Source organism: Streptomyces sp. NPDC006365 (assembly GCF_042870755.1).
Taxonomy (GTDB): domain Bacteria; phylum Actinomycetota; class Actinomycetes; order Streptomycetales; family Streptomycetaceae; genus Streptomyces; species Streptomyces xiangluensis.
Genome location: NZ_JBIAHS010000013.1, coordinates 233,186 through 252,240 on the forward strand (window position 1 = coordinate 233,186; position 19,055 = coordinate 252,240).

The following is a 19,055-nucleotide window of genomic DNA, read 5'->3' on the forward strand; positions in this document are numbered from 1 at the left end:
GTCACGCCGCGTCGAGTCGGGCCAGTTCCTCGGTGGACAGCTTCAGCTCCGTCGCGGCGACCGAGTCGCGAATGGTCTCGGGGCGTGAGGAACCCGGAATCGGGATCACCACCGGCGCCTTCGCGAGCATCCACGCCAGGCACGCCTGCTGCGGGCTCACTCCGTGCGCCTGCGCCACGTCCGCGAACACGGCGAACCGCGAGCCCAGCTCACCGGCCTGTGCGATCCCGCCCAGCGGGCTCCACGGCAGGAACGCGATGCCCAGTTCCGCACAGAGCTCCAACTCCCGCTCGCTGGAGCGGAATTTGGGCGAGAACTGGTTCTGCACGCTCACCAGCCGGCCGCCGAGGATCTCGCCTGCCTGCCGGATCTGATCGGGATCAGCGTTCGAGACGCCCGCGAAGCGGATCTTTCCCGCGTCCAGCAGATCGCGGATCGCCCCGACCGACTCCGCGTAGGGGACCCTCGGGTCCGGCCGGTGGAACTGGTAGAGCCCGATGGCCTCGACGCCGAGCCGCTTGAGCGACGCGTCGCATGCCTTCTTCAAGTACTCCGGCGAGCCGTTCAGCGTCCATGAGCCGTCGCCCGGCCGCAGGTGACCGCCCTTCGTCGCGATCAGCACCTCGGAGGTGTCGCCGCCGTACTCGGCCACCGCACGGGCGATCAGGGACTCGTTGTGGCCGACCTCGTGGGCGTGCAGGTGGTAGGCGTCCGCGGTGTCGATCAGGGTCACGCCCACCTCCAGCGCGGCGTGGATCGTCGCGACCGAACGCCGCTCGTCGGGGCGCCCCTCGATGGACATCGGCATGCCGCCCAGACCGATCGCGCCGACCTGGACCTCGCCGATGGTGCGTGTCTGCATGGAGGTTCCTCCTGGGGATTCATTCGGCACGCCCCAGCCTCCACGTCGACGTCTTTGCCGTCCAACACGAGAATCCGATCGCTTTGAGCAGCAGTGGTGATGAATCGCAGAACTCCGGGCGGCCGGGCGGACATTTCGGCATTCCAGGCCTCGGTAGAATTCCGGTTTCGTGAGGGTCGCTCGTGGCTGCCCTCCCGCTTTCGACGGGCCGTCCGAGAGGCGCCGTCCCCGGCGCCGCCACGCCTCATCCGGCCCCCGAAGCGCCCCCTTCGCCGTCGCCTCCCCATCGGCGAGAGCGTCTCAGCACTAGACGCATCACGCAAGCCATGACCCGGCACCAGTGAATTGGATGCCGAGCATTCAATTCCAGCCGCTGACCACGGCATTTACGCCCAGGCGCAAAAGTATGTCTGGAAGAAGCCCGGTGAGCGTCACCCGGCGGTCAGGTCGGCGACCTCCTCGCGGATCGACGGCATGGCGGTGTACACCGTGCCGGGGCAGTCGGTATCCGCCCAATGGCGGTGCCCGCCGATGGCCGGCGCGGGCCGGCTGACTCCGCTGACGGGGTTGCGGTAGACCACCTTGCCCAACGGGGCGATCGCGTGCCGCTCGGCGAGCTCGGCCAGGAGCTGGACCAGCGTGCTGCGTGCGGCGGGCGACGGGGGCGTCGCGGTCAGCGTGCCCAGAAGGGCTATGCCGATGTTGCCGGAGTTGTACCCCTGGATATGCGCCCCGGTGACGAGCCGCCCCGCAGCATCATGCGCGGCCGTGCCATCGGTGCCGGACCAGCGCCCCTCGTACACGCGGCCGTTCTTGTCGATCAGGTAGTTGTAGCCGATGTCGCCATAGCCATCGACGAGCACGTCGGTACGGTAGATCGCGCGAATCACCGCGGCCGGGTCCGGGTTGGTGCTGCGGTCGTCGGTGTGGTGAACGGTGAGTGTCTGGACGGGGTAGTACTGCGGCGGCCAGAGTTCAGTGCCGTCGGCGGCGAAGCGCAGTGTTTCGTCCGCGCCCCAGTCCGCACGGGTCAGCAGGGTGTACGCGGCGGACGTGGCAGCCGCTGCCGAGGGCGGGCGGGGCACCGCACTCAACGCCGCAGCGGCTCCGAGGGCCGTCAGGAACGTGCGCCGAGGCAACGGGGAAGCCGCCTGTCCTGTGCTCCGGGAGCCAGGGAAGTCCGAGAGTCTCATCGTGGGGTTCTTCCTGTTGGGTTTTCCGGGCCGGGCGACGCTGCCCGCTCCCACAACGGGAAGTGGGCAGCGTGTGGATACGCGGTATGCGGCTAGAGGTCGAGGTCGCAGTCGGGCTTGGGGGTGTAGAGCCGGGACCATGTGCTGGGGCCGACGATGCCGTCCGCACCGCCCGTGGTGGCGTTGCAGGTCTGCACCCAGTGGATGGCCTCCAGGGTGTACGAGCCGTAACCCCCGTCTTCTTCCAGCCAGTTGGAGTAGCCGCTGTAGTAGTTGATGAGGCACTGCACCTGGCGAACCGCATCCCCCGTGTCACCAGGTCTGACCGTGGGCCGGGCGGAGTCGTCGATGTAGTTGCAGTTGGCCTCGGCCGCCGCGGCGCTCGCCGTTGGGGCGCCGGTGAGGAGCCCTCCGGCGGCCAGTACGGCGGTGCCGCAGACGAGGGCCAAGCGGTGGGTGCGCGTGCGCATGGTGTCTCCCCCAACGTGGGTGGCGGTCATAGGGAAAAGAAGGGTGCTCGCGAGCGCGACCACGGGGCCAGGATTCTCGACCGGGCGAAGCGCTCTCGCACAGAGTTGCCAGTTGGCCGCACGCATGCGGGCGATGGGCCCGGACGCCACGTGCGGGTGGCGGGCGGGGCCCATCTGTTCAAGCTCAGCCGCAAATGTCGGCATTGGTGTACGCGAAGCGTCCGACGCCGCTGCCGTACCACATGCCGGAGGTGGTCCTGTATATGCTGCCCAGGTCCCGGACTTTTCCGTTGTAGCGGATCTCGATCTCGTCCCAGTAGAGGTTGTTGTCCGCTCTGCCGAACGTCGCCGGGCCTACGATCCCGTCATCATCGAGGCCGCGGTCGTCCTGCCATTTCATCGTTGCTGCTCGCGTCTGGCTTCCGAAATGGCAGTCGACGCCGGATTCCGGCAGGTATCCGTCAGCCCACAAGACCCATTGCCAGAGGCCGACCACGCTGTTGTGCGAGTTCCTCGTGGTGGAGAGCGGCCCTTCGTCCCCCCAGTCGTCCGTCACCACTCCGGAGCCGTACACGCCACCCTGAGATACGCTCGCGTGTGCCGGCGACGGCAAACTCACCCCTGCCAAGACGACCGCCGCGACGGTAACCGCGGTCCGCCGTGCCCAAATGCCGAAAACGGATGAACTCCTCACAAGTCCCCTCCCTTGTTGAACCCTGTCGGCGGTGCTGTGAGTCAGCCCGTGAACGGGTTTCGAGAGCACCTTGTCAGCTCTCCCGCGGCATCGACATACTTTTGCGCCTGAGTGCAAAAGCCCTGGTAAATGAGGGGAATTGAATGCTCCGCATCCACTTCACGGATGCCGATCTCGCGCGCCTCCACGTCGCGTCCAGACCGGATCCGCTCTGGGAAGTCTTCTTCAGCCTGCTCCGCTTCCAAAGACGCCAAGGTCTGTGGTCGTACGCCGACTGGCATCGGACCGCTCGGGCGGATCTGCACGACAAGGGCCTTGCACCCGTCGTCCGCAACGTATTGCTGCCCCTTTATCCGAGAGGCACCTATTTCCCGGATTTCCTCACACCGGGCGAAGCATCCGAAGGCCTGGACGCCGGCCTGGAAGCGATCCTCGGCACCCCCCGCCGACGGGTGCTGCGTGAACTGAGCATCCTGGACCGGGTGAGCGGAGCTCCTGCCTGGGTCCTGGAATTAGCCGACAACGGGAAACGCAACGAATTCGTCCAAATGATCCGGACCTACTACGACGTCGCCATCCTTCCCCACAGTGATCACATACAGGCGCATATCGACGCTGACCGCTCCGCCCGGGCCCGGGCCCTGCTGGACGGCGGCACCGACGGGCTCCTGGCCGGGCTGGGGCCGTATATGCGCTGGCGGCGTCCCACACTGGAGGTCGACTACGCCGAGGACCGCGATCTGTACCTGCAGGGGCGCGGCCTTACGCTCGTGCCCTCGTACTTCTGCTGGGGCGACCCGGTGTCATTGGCCGACGCCGGCCTCCCGCCCGTCCTCGCATACCCACTGCGTCACGCAGCCCCCCGCACTGACGAAGCCGACGCCCAGCAGACACGGGCCCCGCTCTCCGCACTCCTCGGCGCGACGCGCGCCGTCATTCTCCAAGCGACCGCGGTGGGTGCCACGACCGGCGAACTGGCCCGCGCCGCGGGCGTCTCCGCAGCGTCCGCCACCCGCCACACTGCCGTACTGCGCGATGCGGGCCTCCTCATCAGCCGCCGCCACGGGCCGTCCGTCCTGCACACCCTGACTCCCACGGGCGCTGCACTGCTGCGGTCCAGCGGACAAAGCCATCGAACGCGCCCGGCCTGACGCCTCGTCCACGGGCCCGGCAGCTCGTCGTTGAAGCCGCCGACGGCCCGGGCCCGGCACCGCGTGGTGGGGCTACCTTCGCCAGGGCCCCGTCACCGCGAACGTCGTCCCCGGTCGATAGCAGTTCACGTACATCGTCCTGCCGTCCGGGGAGAAGGTGACGCCCGCGAACTCGCCCCACTCGGGCTCCTCGGGCGTACCGATGGCCTGGCGGTTGCGGGCCATCGCGTACACCTCGCCTCGCCGCGTCACGCCGTACACGTGCTGGGCGCCCTCGCCGTCCTCGCAGACCATCAGGCCGCCGCTGGGGGCGAGGGCGATGTTGTCGGGGGACTCGCCGGGCAGTTGTACGTCGGTGTCGGGGCCGAAGACGATCACCAGGGTGAGGCGGCAGGCCGCGGGGTCGTAGCGCCAGACCTGGCCGTAGTGATCGGCGGCGGAGCCCTCGGCGCTGCGGGCGAAGGACGAGACGAAGTACACGCTCCGGCCGCCCCAGTAGCAGCCCTCCAGTTTCTGGGCGTGGGTGATGCCCTTGGGGCCGAAGTCCTGCAGGCGGATGGGGGTTTGGGCGGCCAGCGGGTCCGGTACGTCCGCCCACTCGACGCCGTCGAAGGTGGCGCCCGTCTGCTGGATCGTGGACAGGTCGGGCACGCCCGGCACGCGCATCGCCTGGAGCCGGCCGCCCGCGCGGAGTGAACTCCTGCCGCCCTCCGGCTTGTTGGGCAGGAAACGGTAGAAGAGGCCGAAGGGCTTCTCGAAGGCGTCCTCGGTCTCGTAGACGATGCCGCGCTTCGGGTCGACGGCGATCGCCTCGTGCTGGAAGCGGCCCATCGCGGTGAGCGGCACAGCACCCGTGCGGTACGGATCCGCCGGGTCGACCTCGAAGATGAAGCCGTGGTCCTTGGTGTAGCCGTTCGTGCCGGCCTTGTCCTCGTTCTCCTCGCAGGTCAGCCAGGTGCCCCAAGGGGTCGGTCCGCCCGCGCAGTTGACGGCGGTACCGGCGATGGCGACCCGTTCCCCGAGCACCTTCCCGTGCTCGTCGAGCGTCAGCGTCGTACAGCCGCCCTTGCCCATCGGGTCGTACGTCAGCCCCTTGACCGTCGGGACGGCGAGAGTCGCGGTGTTGCGGTTCTCGTGGTTGCGGACCAGGTGGACGCGGCCTGAGTGCCGACCCGCGGAACCTCCGGCGAAGGCGGCCATGCCGTCGTGGTTGCTCGGCACCTTGCCCTCGCCGGAGCGGAGTTCGTCGCCCTCGCGGGACAGCACGCGGTAGCGGAAACCTTCCGGCAGGTCGAGCAGGCCCTTGGGATCGGGGACGAGGGGGCCGTATCCGGAGCGGCCGAGCGCGGTGGCCGAACCGGCGAAGAGTTCGGACAGGGCACCGGAGAACGCGATGCCCGCTCCCAGGGCACCGGAGCGGGCGAGTACTTGCCGTCGTGTGGCGGACATGGGGCGGCCTTCCTGTTGGCGGACAGGACTGTGTGATCCGCACGTGTGTACCACGCGGTGGGGGCCGCGTGAACCACGCGCGTAGCGTGGCGTCTCACTGATCGTCGGGCGACACGGGGGATGACTGGTTGTCAGACGGGATGGGTGGCGGGGCAGTTGGCGGAGTCGTGGGCTCTCCCCGTTCGTCGAGGGCTGGAGAGGCCTGGGGCTGCTGCGCCCGCTCCAGGAACCGCAGGAGCTCCACCGGGAACGGCAGCACCAGCGTCGAGTTCTTCTCGGCGGCGACCGCCACGACCGTTTGCAGCAGCCGGAGTTGGAGCGCGGCGGGCTGTTCGGCCATCACCCCGGCGGCCTGCGACAGCTTCTTCGAGGCCTGGAGTTCCGCGTCGGCGTTGATGATCCGGGCCCGGCGTTCCCGGTCGGCCTCGGCCTGCCGGGCCATCGACCGCTTCATTGTTTCCGGCAGGGACACGTCCTTGATCTCGACCCGGTCGACCTGCACGCCCCAGCCCACCGCCGGGCTGTCGATCATCAGCTCCAGGCCCTGGTTGAGCTTCTCGCGGTTCGACAGCAGGTCGTCGAGGTCGCTCTTGCCGATGATCGAACGCAGCGAGGTCTGCGCCATCTGCGAGACCGCGAAGCGGTAGTCCTCGACCCGGATGATCGCGTTGGCCGCGTCGATGACCTTGAAGTAGACCACCGCGTCGACCCGCACCGTCACGTTGTCCCGTGTGATGCCTTCCTGGGCGGGCACGGGCATCGTCACGATCTGCATGTTCACCTTGTGCAGCTTGTCGACGGCGGGGATGATCATGGTGAATCCGGGCCGACGCGGCTCACCGAGCAGCCGCCCGAGCCGCAGGACCACACCCCGCTCGTACTGCCTGACGATCCGTGCCGCCGCCGCGAGGTACACCAGCCCCGCGCTCCCGGCCGCCACGCCCGCGGCCAGCAACTCCTCAAGCATGATGACGACCCCCTGCCGGTCGAGGCCCCGTCGTTCGAGTCGTCGCTTACGTGGGCCTATGTCGCTCTTTTCACAATATGCCTGGCCCGAGGCTCCGGTCGAGCCTCGGACCAGGATCTTGATCGCCGGCGCGGACGGTCGGCTAGGGCGTGTTGACCTTCACCGGCTCGGTTCCGGTCGCGCTGTGCCGCTCGGCCCAGTTCTCCAGGGCCGTACGGCAGGCGTGGTCCAGGTGGTGCAGTCCGGACAGGTCCAGCTCCACCGGCCGGTCCTGGGGCAGCGCCTCCAGGCTGTCGAGGATCTTCGGCAGCCGCAGGAAGGTGGCGTTGCCGGACAGGTACGCCTGGACCGGACCCGCTCCCTTGTCGATGATCTCCAGCTTGATGTGCGAGGCCTCCCAGGCCGTCTTGGCGACGGCCAGGCCGAGCCCGATCAGGACGCCCTCGAACATGTTCACCGCGACGATCGACACGGCCGTGACGCACAGGATCAGCGCCTCGCCCCGGTGATCACGCCACATCGACGCGATCCCCCGCAGCGGGATGAGCTTCCAGCCCGCGTGCACCAGGATGCCCGCGAGCGCCGGCAGCGGAATGTAGGCGAGCACCGCGGGCAGCAGCGCCGCGAACAGCAGCAGCCATACGCCGTGCAGCACACGGGACGCCTTCGTCCGCGCGCCCGCCTGGACGTTCGCCGAGCTGCGCACGATCACCGCGGTCATCGGCAGCGCGCCGAGCACACCGCAGACGGTGTTGCCCGCGCCCTGCGCCATCAGTTCCTTGTCGTACTCGGTGCGCGGTCCGTCGTGCAGCCGGTCCACGGCGGCGGCGCTGAAGAGCGACTCCGCCGAGGCGATCAGCACGAAGGCCACGATTGTGCCGAGCAGGCCCACGCTCGCCAGCTCACCGAAGGCGTCGAGCCCCGGCGGCTGGATCGAGTCGAGCAGGCCCTGGACCTCGACGGTCGCGACGGGCAGCGAGAACACCAGCGCCACGATCGTGGCGAGCGCGACCGCGCCGAGCGCCCCGGGCACCGTGCGCACCTGCTTCGGCAGGTGCTTCCACAGGACGAGTACGGCGATTGTGCCGGCCCCGAGACCGAGCGAGGCCAGCGCCTCGGTGGATCCGGCGGAGTCGGCGAGCAGCCCCGGCAGCCCGGCCAGCTTGGCCAGACCGGAGGCCGGGGCCTCCACGCCCGCCGCCGAGTAGAGCTGCCCGGCGATCAGGACGAGCCCGATGCCGGCCAGCATGCCTTCGACGACGGCCACCGAGATGGCCCGGAAGTAACGCCCCAACTTCAGAGCGCCCATGAGGAGCTGGATCACTCCGGTGGCCAGCACGATGACACCGAGCACGGGCAGCCCGAACTCGCGTACGGCCTCGAAGACCAGCACGGTCAGACCGGCGGCCGGACCCGAGACCTGCAGGCTGCTGCCGGGCAGGAATCCGGTGACGAGCCCGCCCACGATGCCGGTGACCAGGCCGAGTTCGGCCGGTACGCCGGAGGCGACGGCGACGCCCACGCACAGCGGCAGGGCGACGAGGAAGACGACGAGGGAGGCGGCGAAATCCTGCCGCAGATAGGGGTACTTGTCGCGCATGGTGGCCCTCAGAGCTCCGTGAAGACGTCGGACTGGGCGTCGTGGGCCAGTACGGAGCCGGTGTGGATCTCGTAGAACCAGCCGTGCATGCGTAGGTCACCCGCTGTCAGGCGTCGCTCCACACAGGGATACGAGCGGAGCCGCAGCAGCTGGGTCAGTACGTGGCCCTGAACGGCGTCGGCGACGGTCGGGTCCTCAACCGTGCCTGTCGGCTTGGGTGTTGCGTGCGCGAGCCAGTCGCGGACGGCGGGTACGGCGGTCAGGTCCTCGTCGCGGACCAGGGCGCCGACGGCACCGCAGTGGGAGTGGCCGCAGACGACGATGTCGTCGACTCCGAGGACCTCCACCGCGTACTCGATGGTGGCCGCCTCACTGGTGGGCTGCTCGGAGGCGTACGGGGGCACGATGTTGCCCGCGGTGCGCAGCTCGAAGAGTTCACCGGGCCGGGCTCCGGTGATCAGGGCCGGGACGACCCGCGAGTCGGAGCAGGTGATGAACAGCACCTGCGGGGACTGGCCTTCGGCAAGGCGGGCGAACTCCTCCGGGCGCTCAGCCGACTGCTTGCGGTAGGAGCGTGCGTGATCGATGAGGGGCTGCATGTGTCAGTTCCTCCTGGCGCGCCATGAGGGCGCGTCGGTGTGTACCTGGCGTGCGTGACGGCACGTCGGTTGACGAGACAGAGCGCATGCGGGCACGTCGGCACGACCCCCACGTCGCGCGCTCGGCAGACGTGGCGTGGTGAGGGTGGGTCGTGAACGGTTCGTTCCCGGCGGTCAGATCAGCAACGGAAGACCTGAAGTACCGCCGTGGAGTGGGCTCTTGACGATCTGCTCGTACGGAGCGACTCGGCGGCCACGGCGTGTGCCGTGTCCCCGTGCTCGGCCGCGGGATTCCGGGCGCACAGGGCGCGCGCCGGATTCTCCTGGGCGGAGTCCGCGGAGCGCTGCCGGTCGCGGACCCTCAGGGGTGGCGTCTCGGCGTTGAGATGCTTGCCCTCGCCGCAGTCGAACGCTTTGGCGTCGGCCGCGATTTCGGTCCTCGGGTGTGCGGACGCGACGGAGGCGGTGGGAGCAAAGAGCTGCAGGGTCAGTAGGACGGCGGCGAGTACGCAGTACAGCGTCCGGGCCGTCGTGCCTCGTAACATGCGCCCCCTCTCAGTCGCTCTCCGGTCAAGGCTTCTCACGTCAACAACCAAGCTAACGCGTGAAGTTGTTTGCAGGGTTAACTTAGCGTTTCACCCTGAAGAGAACCTGAAGGGGCCGGTGAGAGTTCCCGGGGTCAGCTCTCCACCAATGGCTTCGCGTCGCGGGCCAGCGCGGTGAGCCGGGAAATGGCACGGAAGTACTTCTTCCTGTAACCGCCCTTCAGCATCTCCTCGCTGAACAACTGGTCGAAGGGCAACCCGGAGGCGAGGACCGGCACTTCGCGGTCGTACAGCCGGTCGGCGAGGACGACGAGCCGCAGCGCGGTCGACTGATCCGGGACCGGCCCCACATCCGTGAGGCACACCGCCTTCAGGCCGTCGGTCAGCGCGCCGTACCGGCTGGGGTGCACTCGGGCGAGGTGCGCCAGCAGGTGCGGGAAGTCGTCGAGCGCGGCGCCCTCGGTGGCGTACGCCGCTTTGGTGACCTGTTCGTCGGAGAACGGCGCCGGGGCCTCGGGCAGCCCGCGGTGGCGGTAGTCCTCGCCGTCGATGCGCAGCGCGCGGAAGTGCGCGGAGAGCCCCTGGATCTCCCGCAGGAAGTCGGCCGACGCGAACCGGCCCTCGCCCAGCTTGCCGGGCAGCGTGTTGGAGGTGGCCGCGAGCGCCACGCCCGCCTCGACCAGCTTGCCCAGCAGCGTGGACACGAGGACGGTGTCGCCGGGGTCGTCCAGCTCGAACTCGTCGATGCACAGCAGACGGTGACCGGACAGGGTCTTCACGGTCTGCTGGAAACCGAGCGCGCCGACCAGGTTCGTCAGCTCCACGAACGTGCCGAAGGCCTTGAGCGTGGGCTCCGCCGGGGTCGCGTGCCACAGCGAGGCGAGCAGGTGCGTCTTGCCGACGCCGTAGCCGCCATCGAGGTAGACACCGCGAGGGCCCTCAGGCCGGGCCTCCGGCTTGCGGGAGAACCAGCGGCGCCTGCCCGCACCACTGGCGTGCGCCCCGCCGAGCCCGGTCGCGAAGCCGTCGAGCACCCTGACGGCCTCGCTCTGGCTGGGCTGGTTCGGATCCGGGATGTACGTACTGAAGCGGACCGAGTCGAAACGCGGCGGCGGCACCATCTCGGCGACCAGCCGGTCCGCGGGGACGTGCGGCTCGCGGGCGCACAGGGACAGCGGGGTCGCATCGGCACTCGGGCCGGTCCCGGAGGCTGCGGTGGAAGTGGACACGCTTACTCACTCTACGGGGCGTGCCACACTGCCGATATGCGACGCCTGTTCCCTGTGACCGACGAGACAGCGCCCCCCGGGGGCGACGCGGACCGCGAGTGGAGCCCGGCCGAGCTGGCCGCGGCCTATGTGTATCCCGAGCACGGTCCTGGTGGCCGTGAGCCCTGGCTGCGGGCCAACATGGTCTCCACGCTCGACGGCGCCGCCCAGCACGACGGCCGCTCACAGCCCATCTCCAGCGCCACCGACATGCGGATCTTCGGCACATTGCGGGGGCTCGCGGATGTGGTGCTGGTCGGTGCGGAGACGGTACGGAAGGAGGGGTACCGGCCCGCACGCGCGCGTGAGGACTTCGCCGCGCTCCGCGAGGCGGCAGGCCAGGGCCCGGCGCCCGCGATCGCGGTGGTGAGCGCAAGCCTCGAACTGGACTTCACGCTGCCGCTGTTCACCTCGCCCCTGGTGCCCACGCTGCTGCTCACGGGAGCCGCGGCGGCTCCCGACCGGATCGCGACCGCCGAGAAGGCCGGCGTCCAGGTGGTGATCGCCGGGGACGGCATGGGTGTGGACCCCGCCCGGGCCGTACGCGCCCTGGGCGAACGCGGTCTGCACCGGCTGCTGACCGAGGGCGGCCCGCGGCTGCTCGGTCAACTGGTCGCGGCGGGGGTACTCGACGAGCTGTGCCTCGCGGTCTCGCCGATGCTCACGGCGGGGGACGCGCAGCGCATCGCCGGAGGGCCTCGGGTGGCGGTCCCCAGGCGGTTCGAGCTGACGTCCCTGCTGGAGGAGGCCGGGTTCCTGTTCAGTCGATACCGTCGGACGTGACGCAGCGGAATTGACCGTTCCGGTTCTGCTCGCGGGGGCACACTGGTTCTCGCGGTATCCGTACGGGTACGGGGCAGGATGTTTTTCGCGGGCCTGGAACGGGTCCACGGAGGAGGCAGGGCCAACGACGGCCCTCGGAGGAGAAGGGGCGCCTGTCGTGTTCACAAGCGTTTTGATGATCGAGAAGGCCCTCACGTCCGCCGACGTGGAGTTCGTCACCGGTTTGCACGGGGACGAGGAGGTGGCCTTCCATGTGCTGCTCCAGCCCCGCGGCGAGCAGGCGGCCCGGCTGCTGCGGGCCATCGACGACGTGGCGCTCGGCTCGCTGGACGAGGCGGCGCGCGAGCTGGAGGCACCCGCCGGTGAGCAGGCGGTCAGTGAGGGGCAGCGGGCCCTCGACGTCTCGCTGGTTGCCCTGCGGGCGGCGGGGGCGCAGGCGGTGGGGCGGTTGATCGAGCACCATCCGCTGGATTCGCTCAAGTCCCTTGTCGAGGAGGCCGACGCCGATGAGGTGATCGTGCTCACCGATCCCCACTACGTGGAGGAGTTCTTCCACCGCGACTGGGCCTCGCGGGCTCGGCACAAGGTGGGGGTGCCGGTTTTGAAGCTTTTCTCGCACAGCAAGGTGTAGCGCGCATCCGCTGCGCTGGGCTGGAGCAGGGAGCGCCGTAGGGGCTGGGTTCGTATGCCGACTGCGGGTGCGTCGTGGCTGGTCGCGCCGTTCCCCGCGCCCCTGGGGTGGGTGGTGGGTGCGGGGCCGTGGGCCGGTGCGTCAGCCCGTCGCAGGGTGGGCATACGGCCCTGGCCTGGTACAAGGTCCTGGTTCTCCGGGACCGAACCTAAGCGACGGGCATACGACGCACCGGCCTACGCCCCCTCCCGCCGGTAGGCGAGTGCGGCACGGAATAGGCTGGGGTCGCGCCACCTGAGTGGGCGCGATCGTCGTCGTACCGCACCCCTTGGGAGAAACACGCATGGCAGCCGGCCTTCCTACCGCCATGGACCGACCGCACTTCATCGGGATCGGTGGGGCCGGGATGTCGGGGATCGCGAAGATTCTTGCTCAGCGTGGGGCCAAGGTGGCGGGGAGTGATGCCAAGGAGTCCGCGACGGCTGAGGCGCTGCGGGCGCTGGGCGCGACCGTGCACATCGGGCACGCTGCCGAGCACCTTGCCGATGACGCCACGTGCGTGGTGGTCTCGTCCGCGATCCGTGCGGACAATCCGGAGCTGGCCAGGGCCGCCGAGCTCGGGATCCCGGTGGTCCACCGGTCGGACGCACTCGCCTCGCTGATGGAGGGACTGCGGCCCCTCGCGGTGGCGGGCACGCACGGCAAGACGACGACCACGTCCATGCTGGCGGTGTCGCTGTCGGAGCTCGGCCTGGCTCCCTCGTACGCGATCGGCGGGGACCTCGACGCCCCCGGCTCGAACGCGCTGCACGGCGACGGCGAGATCTTCGTCGCCGAGGCCGACGAAAGCGACCGCAGCTTCCACAAGTACGCGCCCGAGGTGGCCATCGTGCTGAACGTGGAGCTGGACCACCACGCCAACTACGCCTCGATGGACGAGATCTACGAGTCCTTCGAGACATTCGCTGGCCGCATCGTGCCCGGTGGCACACTGGTGATCTCGGCGGACCACGAGGGCGCGCGGGAGCTGACATCGCGAGTTTCCGGTGGGCCCAGGGTCGTGACGTACGGCGAGGCCGAGGACGCGGACGTACGCATCGTCTCGATCGTGCCGGACGGCCTGAAGAGCGAGGTCACGGTCCTGCTGGACGGCGAGGAGCTGACCTTCACGGTCTCGGTCCCCGGCCGGCACTACGCGGGCAACGCGGTGGCCGCGCTTGCGGCGGGCGTCGCGCTCGGCGTCCCCGCGGCCGAACTGGCAGGGGCGCTGGGGGCGTACACCGGAGTCAAGCGCCGCCTCCAGCTCAAGGGCGAGGCGGCGGGTGTGCAGGTCATCGACTCGTACGCGCACCACCCGACGGAGATGACCGCCGACCTGGAGGCCATGCGGGCGGGCGCCGCCGGCCGCATCCTCGTCGTCTTCCAGCCGCACCTCTTTTCCCGCACCCAGGAACTGGGCCGGGAGATGGGCCAGGCACTGTCCCTGGCCGACGCGTCGATCGTCCTCGACATCTATCCGGCGCGCGAGGACCCTATCCCCGGCGTGACGAGCGAGCTGATCGTCGACGCGGCACGGGCGGCGGGCGCGGAGGTGACGGCGGTGCATGACAAGGCGGACGCCCCCACCGTGGTCGCGGGAATGGCCGTGCCGGGCGATCTCGTTCTCACCATGGGCGCGGGTGATGTGACCGACCTGGGCCCGCGGATCCTGGACCGCCTCCAGTCGAAGTGAGGGACTGAGCTTCATGTCGTACGACATCGAAAAGCCGGACGAGCAGTGGCGGGCCGAGTTGGCCCCGGCCGAGTACGCGGTCCTGCGCCAGGCCGGCACGGAGCCCGCGTTCACCGGCGAGTACACCGACACCAAGACGAAGGGCGTCTACTCCTGCCGCGCCTGCGGCGCCGAACTCTTCACCTCCGACACGAAGTTCGAGTCCCACTGCGGCTGGCCGAGCTTCTTTGACGCACGCGACTCGGATGCCGTGGAACTTGTGTCCGATCATTCGCACGGGATGGTGCGGACCGAGGTGCGGTGCGCGCGCTGTGGCTCCCACCTGGGCCACGTCTTCGAGGGCGAGGGTTACCCGACGCCGACGGACCAGCGGTACTGCATCAACTCGGTTTCGCTGCGGTTGGTGCCGGACGAGGAATGATGCTGGTGCGGTGGGCTCCCCAGTCCACGCTGGGTGGTCCGCCTTTCTGTGGGACAAGGCGGTGTCGCCGGCCGCGAGCATCGCGGCGGCGCCGGCTCTGGAGTGGAACCGGTGCTGGTCGCCGGATGCCCGCCAGTCGTGCTGCTGCTGTCGGTGAAGTTTCTGGTGCACCGGCCGGTTGACCGGATCCTGTCCTGAGGCGGTGAGGCGCAGGACGACGGTGCGGCCGTCGTCGGGGTCGGGGCGTGTTCCACCGGCCGCGGGCGGTCAGCTGCCCAACAAGCCGACTGACGGTGCTCTTCTGCAGTCGCAGCCGACGGGCCAGTTCCACCCGGAGAGGGTGGTGCGGTGGTGCAAACGCGCCGCCCGGGATACCCCTGTGCTGTGGGGTGTCCCGGGCGGCGCGTGGGTGGGGCAGGTTGTCAGTGGTAGGCGTGGACGACGGCGTGGCCCTTGCCGCGGCCGATCATCCACTTGTTCACGGGCGTGGTGATCAGGAAGGCGACGGCGAATCCGCCCAGGAGAGCGAACCAGAACAGCCCGTCGGAAAGATGGGCGTCCATCGCGCCCGGGGTGAGGGCGATGATGGTGTTGTCGACGATCTCCATCACGGCGATGGAGACGGTGTCGGCGGCGAGCGCCACCTTGATCGCGGTCTTGAAGTCCAGGCCGGCCCGGCGTACGGCGAACAGCGTGAACGAGTAGCCGAACAGGAACGCCAGCGTGATCGCCAGGACCATGGTCGGCACGTTGCCCCACATCAGGGCGGTGCCGATGACCATGCCGAGGATCTCGCCGATGGCGCACCCGGTCAGGCAGTGCAGTGTCGCCTTCGCCGCCATGGCCCAGGACACTCTCCCGTGCGCGCCGTGGGACATCGCGTGGTCGGCATGACCGTGGTGGCCCTCGTGGGCGGCCGTGTCGTGCGCGGTGCCGGTGCGGTGAGTGCTGTGGTCCATGTTCTTCATCCCCATTCCCCTCGACAGCGGCCCGTCCTCGGGCTCACGGTCGAGAACTATATACCCCAGGGGGGTATGTAGGCCAGGGGGTTTTCCCGCCTTTGCCGCGGCCGGTGGGGAGAGCTGCCGCTGACTGCCTCGACCGCCCCTGCCGGTCGGTGTGCGGGGTGAGGTCTGTCGAAGTCGTCCTGCTCACGAGGGCGTTGGGCTGTGTCTGAGGCTGCGGCTCGTCGTGTCCGGTGACTGCTCCAGGCTTGTTGGCTCGGCTGTGACCTCGGCCGGCGTCCGTGGAGGGGATGGGTGGATGGGCGCCAACCGGGGTCCTGTCGGCTCAGCGGACGATCAGAGTGCCTGTCATGTTCGGGTGGAGGGTGCAGACGAAGGCGTATCGACCGGCCTGGGAGGGGGCGGTGAACGACCCGGAATCTCCGCCGGCGATGTTCCCGGTGTCGAAGGCGTCGCCTTTCGCGGCCGTGACGGTGTGGGCGGAGGAGTCCTCGTTCACCACGGTGATCTTCTCGCCGGGCCGCACTTCCGGATTCGCCGGGCTGAACGCGAAGTTCTCCATCGTGACGCTGGGTGCGGTCGAGGCGGGTTCCTCGTCCCCGTCGGAACAGGCGGTCGCGAACAGCAGGACGGCTGTTGCTCCGAGCGCCAGCGGGACGGTGCGCCTGCGGAGGCATGGATGCGACATCGGACCGGCCCCTTCGGACGGGCGCCCGTACGCGGCCTGTGGCTGGGGGGTACGGAGTCCGAGGCCGCCCGAGCGCGGGGATCGCGTATGTCCATTGTCTCCGTCCCGGGTGATGGACACGAAACGGCTTCGCAGGTGCGGGTCCGTACTGAGCGATACGGGCTCCTGCCGAACCGCGCGGGTCCGTGCTGAATCCGCTCCGTTCCACGGATGCTGGTGCCGGCAGCGGTGCCGCGCGGGTCCCGTCGCGGCGTTTACGGGTCGCGGACGACTCGGCCGGCTTTCACGCGACCATCATCAGCAGCATCGCGGACATGGTCCCGCCCATGCCGATATGCGCTGCCAGCGCCGCGTCCGGCGCGGCTCCGAGCTTGCGGCGCCGTCCGTGTCCCGATGGCTGGCCCATGCTGGTCTTGTCCCACACCGAGAGCGTCAACGACGCCAGATAGACCAGCACGGTGTCCGGCATGGCGAGCAGCCAGCGGGTCCAGCCTCCCCGGGAGCCGGCACTCCGGCCGCCTCGCCGGGTGCCCCGGACCCTGGCCCACACGGACGCGACGATCGACAGCAGGAAGTAGGCAGCGAGAGCCGCGATCACGAACCGCCATACGGAACCGGACCCGTCGGAGGAACCGGCGCCAGCCGCGGCATGCGTCATGCCGGGCATGTCCATTCCGCGCGCGGATCCCATCCCCTGCATGGAACCCATGCCCTCCATGGACTCCATGCCCTCCATCTCGTGCGTGCCCGCTGCGCCCTGCGCGCTCGCCGTGTTCTCCATGCCCGGCATGTGCGCCATGGAGTGCCCGCTGCCCAGCGCGAGCACCGGACCGGACGACGTGCTCGTCATGGCCAGCGTCATGATCATCATGCCGAAGCTGCCGACGATGAGGTGCACCCAGTGACGGCCACGCTTCCACCCGGACAAGCGCGTGTGCTTGAGCGCCATCGCCACAGCCCCGAGCCCGAGGAGGCCGAAGGCCACTGACCACCACATGCCGTAGCCCGCGTACCAGCCAACCGTCGCGGGCAGGGCCATGGCCGCCATGCACAGCCCCATCAGCAGGTCGCCGCACGCCGAGAACCGCGTCTCGCCGCTGCTGGTCACCACCCGGACCGCGCTGACGGCGGCCACCAGTGCGGAGACCAACGCGATGGCCCAACTGAGCGCGAGCATTCCCATCTTCACCTTCCCGTTCGTCCGAGCTGGCGGGGCCTGCGCTGCCGACGCCGCCTCGTCGTACGGAGCACCGCGAGGCGCTGCGTGGGGCATTAACTGCTAGTGCCCTTAGTACGTTTCGGAGTTGGAAGGTGTTCAGGTGGCGGGTGGGATTGCGTACCGCGGCTTCATCGCCGACGCGCCCGGCGCGAGGGCCACGGCATGGGGGACATGGGCGAGAGGTCAAGGCAGGCGTCCGCACCGGATCAAGCTGACCGGCGGCATGGAACAGTACGGGTCATCAACGGCAAGGCGTCGTTCCGTGCGGAATGGGATGCGCGACGGAGGCGGGTGCTGCGTTCCGCTAAGTGCATCAGTGCGTTGTCCTGGTCGGCGCACGGGCGGTTGCGGTGAGATGTCACTCTCGCCGGGACCGGGTTGAGGAGCCGGCGTCGTCCCGCTCTTCCTGCCTGCGCTGGCGCCTCTCCCTCCATATCAGCTCTGCGGTCAGAATCACCACAAGGGCGACGACCAGCGCCATCGTGATGAGATTGACGGTGGAGAGCCCTGACAGGAGCCCGCCCTCGTTCTCTTTGACGTCTGACGCGATGTACATGGTGTCGCTGATGCCGCTCAGGGTGTAGGCGTCGCTGTATCCGGTCATGTCCCCCTCCGGTCCCCCGCTTTGGGGTTGCGGCGTCTACGTTACCCGATCGCCCTAAGTACCTTAGTAAATATCTCCCGGAGCTCACGATGGCTCGAAGGGCAGAGGGCAGAGGGCAGAGGGCAGAGGGCGGACGGCCGGGCGTGCCGTCACAAACGTTCCTCGGGCGGTGGGGGTGTTGGTGCTCAGGGCCTGCTGGCGGCGAAGAACGGCATGGAGTCCAGCGGGACGATCTCGATGTTCTTGCCGGTGCGCGGCGCGTGGATGGCCTTGCCGTTGCCGACGTACATGCCGTTGTGCTGGTTGTCGTTGTACCAGTAGATGATGTCGCCGGGCTGCAGATCGGACTTGGCCACTTTCCGGCCCGCGTCGTACTGCTGCTTGACGGTACGCGGCAGTGAGACGCCCGCCGCGCGCCAGGAAGCGCCGGTCAGGCCTGAGCAGTCGTAGGAGTTGGGGCCGGTGGAGCCCCACTCGTAGGGCTTGCCGAGCTGCGCGTACGCGAAGTCGAGGGCGGCCTTGGCGCGGCCGCTCGCCGGGCCGTTGTACGTCGCCGCACTGTCGCTGGCGCCTGCGGCGGCGTCGTCCCGCTCCTGGTCGGCTTCCATCCTGGCGCGCTGTGCGGCGGTCAGGCTGTTCAGGAGCTTGCGGGCCTTCGCCAGCTTGTCCTGGACCTCGTTCTTCGTCCGGGCGGCCTTGGTGCGCGTGTCTTCCAGGGCCTTCAGGCGCTTCTGGGCGGCCAGGCGTTCCTGCGCGAGTTCGCGCTGCTTGCTCTGCATCGCCCTCAGGGCCTCGGCCTGCCGGTTGCTCGTGCGGTCGAGCATCTGGGCCTTGTCGAGGTAGTCGTCCGGGTCGCCGGACAGGAAGAGCTGCACGCTCGGATCGATACCGCCGCTGCGGTACTGCGCGGCCGCCAACGGGCCTATCTCCTCGCGCAGTTCGTTGATCTCCTGCTGCTTGCGGGCCAGGCGGTCCTGCGCCTGGTCGGCCTCGCGCTGGAGCTTCTTCTGCTGCTCGCGGATCGCGTTGTACTCCTCGGTGGGGGCCTCGGCCTCCTCGTAGAGCCGCTCCACTTCATTGCGGACCTCGTCCACGGTGGGGTTGGGGGCCGCCTGGCTCTGCGTCGGCAGGAGGCTGACGGCGCCGGCGGCCATGCCGAGCGTGGCGATCCGGGCGCGGCTGGGCGGCTTCGGCCGACGGTGCGTTCCCATCGT

Annotated in this window: 20 protein-coding genes; 5 read left to right on the forward strand and 15 right to left on the reverse strand. The window is 69.3% G+C overall.

The features are described from left to right. Nucleotide 1: 1 nt before the first annotated feature. From ACFYO0_RS31015 to ACFYO0_RS31030, 4 genes are all read right to left on the reverse strand, one after another. Complete coding sequence (locus ACFYO0_RS31015; protein WP_388682650.1) at nucleotides 2-862, reverse strand: aldo/keto reductase; 861 nt, start codon at nucleotides 860-862, stop codon at nucleotides 2-4. A gap of 431 nt (nucleotides 863-1,293) precedes the next feature. Beyond that, entirely contained in the window at nucleotides 1,294-2,055 is a 762-nt protein-coding gene (locus tag ACFYO0_RS31020) for a peptidoglycan recognition family protein (protein WP_388682652.1), read from the reverse strand. Nucleotides 2,056-2,147: 92 nt separating this feature from the next. Then, the gene (locus ACFYO0_RS31025) at nucleotides 2,148-2,525 is read right to left on the reverse strand and encodes a peptidoglycan-binding protein (RefSeq protein WP_388682654.1); all 378 of its coding nucleotides are present in this window, start codon (nucleotides 2,523-2,525) and stop codon (nucleotides 2,148-2,150) included. A gap of 184 nt (nucleotides 2,526-2,709) precedes the next feature. Then, nucleotides 2,710-3,084, reverse strand: coding sequence for a peptidoglycan-binding protein (locus tag ACFYO0_RS31030; protein WP_388682655.1), 375 nt, complete (start codon nucleotides 3,082-3,084; stop codon nucleotides 2,710-2,712). A 278-nt stretch (nucleotides 3,085-3,362) separates the two neighbouring features. Between ACFYO0_RS31030 and ACFYO0_RS31035 the strand changes: the two genes are divergently transcribed. Continuing rightward, complete coding sequence (locus tag ACFYO0_RS31035; RefSeq protein ID WP_388682658.1) at nucleotides 3,363-4,370, forward strand: ArsR/SmtB family transcription factor; 1,008 nt, start codon at nucleotides 3,363-3,365, stop codon at nucleotides 4,368-4,370. 72 nt (nucleotides 4,371-4,442) lie between these two features. On the opposite strand, the gene ACFYO0_RS31040 is transcribed toward ACFYO0_RS31035, so the two are convergent. From ACFYO0_RS31040 to zapE, 6 genes are all read right to left on the reverse strand, one after another. Continuing rightward, entirely contained in the window at nucleotides 4,443-5,819 is a 1,377-nt protein-coding gene (locus tag ACFYO0_RS31040; RefSeq protein ID WP_388682660.1) for a PhoX family protein, read from the reverse strand. 94 nt (nucleotides 5,820-5,913) lie between these two features. After that, nucleotides 5,914-6,786, reverse strand: a complete 873-nt coding sequence (locus ACFYO0_RS31045) for a slipin family protein (protein WP_388682663.1) — start codon at nucleotides 6,784-6,786, stop codon at nucleotides 5,914-5,916. Between the two features lie 142 nt (nucleotides 6,787-6,928). Further along, nucleotides 6,929-8,386, reverse strand: a complete 1,458-nt coding sequence (locus tag ACFYO0_RS31050) for a SulP family inorganic anion transporter (RefSeq protein ID WP_388682665.1) — start codon at nucleotides 8,384-8,386, stop codon at nucleotides 6,929-6,931. An 8-nt stretch (nucleotides 8,387-8,394) separates the two neighbouring features. Beyond that, complete coding sequence (locus tag ACFYO0_RS31055; protein WP_388682667.1) at nucleotides 8,395-8,985, reverse strand: carbonic anhydrase; 591 nt, start codon at nucleotides 8,983-8,985, stop codon at nucleotides 8,395-8,397. A gap of 179 nt (nucleotides 8,986-9,164) precedes the next feature. Beyond that, entirely contained in the window at nucleotides 9,165-9,530 is a 366-nt protein-coding gene (locus ACFYO0_RS31060) for a hypothetical protein (RefSeq protein WP_388682669.1), read from the reverse strand. A 134-nt stretch (nucleotides 9,531-9,664) separates the two neighbouring features. Next, entirely contained in the window at nucleotides 9,665-10,759 is a 1,095-nt protein-coding gene (gene zapE / locus ACFYO0_RS31065; protein ID WP_388682670.1) for a cell division protein ZapE, read from the reverse strand. Nucleotides 10,760-10,795: 36 nt separating this feature from the next. On the opposite strand from zapE, the gene ACFYO0_RS31070 reads away from it, so the two are divergent. From ACFYO0_RS31070 to msrB, 4 genes are all read left to right on the forward strand, one after another. After that, nucleotides 10,796-11,581, forward strand: a complete 786-nt coding sequence (locus ACFYO0_RS31070) for a pyrimidine reductase family protein (RefSeq protein WP_388682672.1) — start codon at nucleotides 10,796-10,798, stop codon at nucleotides 11,579-11,581. Between the two features lie 157 nt (nucleotides 11,582-11,738). Then, nucleotides 11,739-12,212 (forward strand): indole-3-glycerol phosphate synthase, encoded by a 474-nt coding sequence (locus ACFYO0_RS31075; protein ID WP_386356077.1) that lies wholly within the window; start codon nucleotides 11,739-11,741, stop codon nucleotides 12,210-12,212. A gap of 343 nt (nucleotides 12,213-12,555) precedes the next feature. Continuing rightward, nucleotides 12,556-13,944, forward strand: a complete 1,389-nt coding sequence (gene murC / locus ACFYO0_RS31080) for a UDP-N-acetylmuramate--L-alanine ligase (RefSeq protein WP_388682673.1) — start codon at nucleotides 12,556-12,558, stop codon at nucleotides 13,942-13,944. 13 nt (nucleotides 13,945-13,957) lie between these two features. Then, the gene (gene msrB / locus ACFYO0_RS31085) at nucleotides 13,958-14,365 is read left to right on the forward strand and encodes a peptide-methionine (R)-S-oxide reductase MsrB (protein WP_388682675.1); all 408 of its coding nucleotides are present in this window, start codon (nucleotides 13,958-13,960) and stop codon (nucleotides 14,363-14,365) included. 422 nt (nucleotides 14,366-14,787) lie between these two features. Here msrB and ACFYO0_RS31090 read toward each other — a convergent pair whose 3' ends face one another. From ACFYO0_RS31090 to ACFYO0_RS31110, 5 genes are all read right to left on the reverse strand, one after another. Continuing rightward, the gene (locus ACFYO0_RS31090; protein ID WP_388682677.1) at nucleotides 14,788-15,324 is read right to left on the reverse strand and encodes a DUF4396 domain-containing protein; all 537 of its coding nucleotides are present in this window, start codon (nucleotides 15,322-15,324) and stop codon (nucleotides 14,788-14,790) included. Between the two features lie 331 nt (nucleotides 15,325-15,655). Continuing rightward, nucleotides 15,656-16,018: a cupredoxin domain-containing protein gene (locus ACFYO0_RS31095; RefSeq protein WP_388682680.1), complete on the reverse strand. Its 363-nt coding sequence runs from the start codon at nucleotides 16,016-16,018 to the stop codon at nucleotides 15,656-15,658. Nucleotides 16,019-16,301: 283 nt separating this feature from the next. Beyond that, nucleotides 16,302-17,195: a DUF5134 domain-containing protein gene (locus ACFYO0_RS31100; RefSeq protein ID WP_388682682.1), complete on the reverse strand. Its 894-nt coding sequence runs from the start codon at nucleotides 17,193-17,195 to the stop codon at nucleotides 16,302-16,304. A gap of 400 nt (nucleotides 17,196-17,595) precedes the next feature. Then, nucleotides 17,596-17,841 carry a hypothetical protein gene (locus ACFYO0_RS31105; RefSeq protein ID WP_388682684.1) on the reverse strand — a complete coding sequence of 82 codons (246 nt, stop codon included), beginning with the start codon at nucleotides 17,839-17,841 and terminating at the stop codon, nucleotides 17,596-17,598. A 185-nt stretch (nucleotides 17,842-18,026) separates the two neighbouring features. After that, a complete protein-coding gene (locus ACFYO0_RS31110) occupies nucleotides 18,027-19,052 on the reverse strand; it encodes an NlpC/P60 family protein (protein ID WP_388682713.1) in 1,026 nt (341 codons plus the stop codon). Nucleotides 19,053-19,055: the final 3 nt, after the last annotated feature.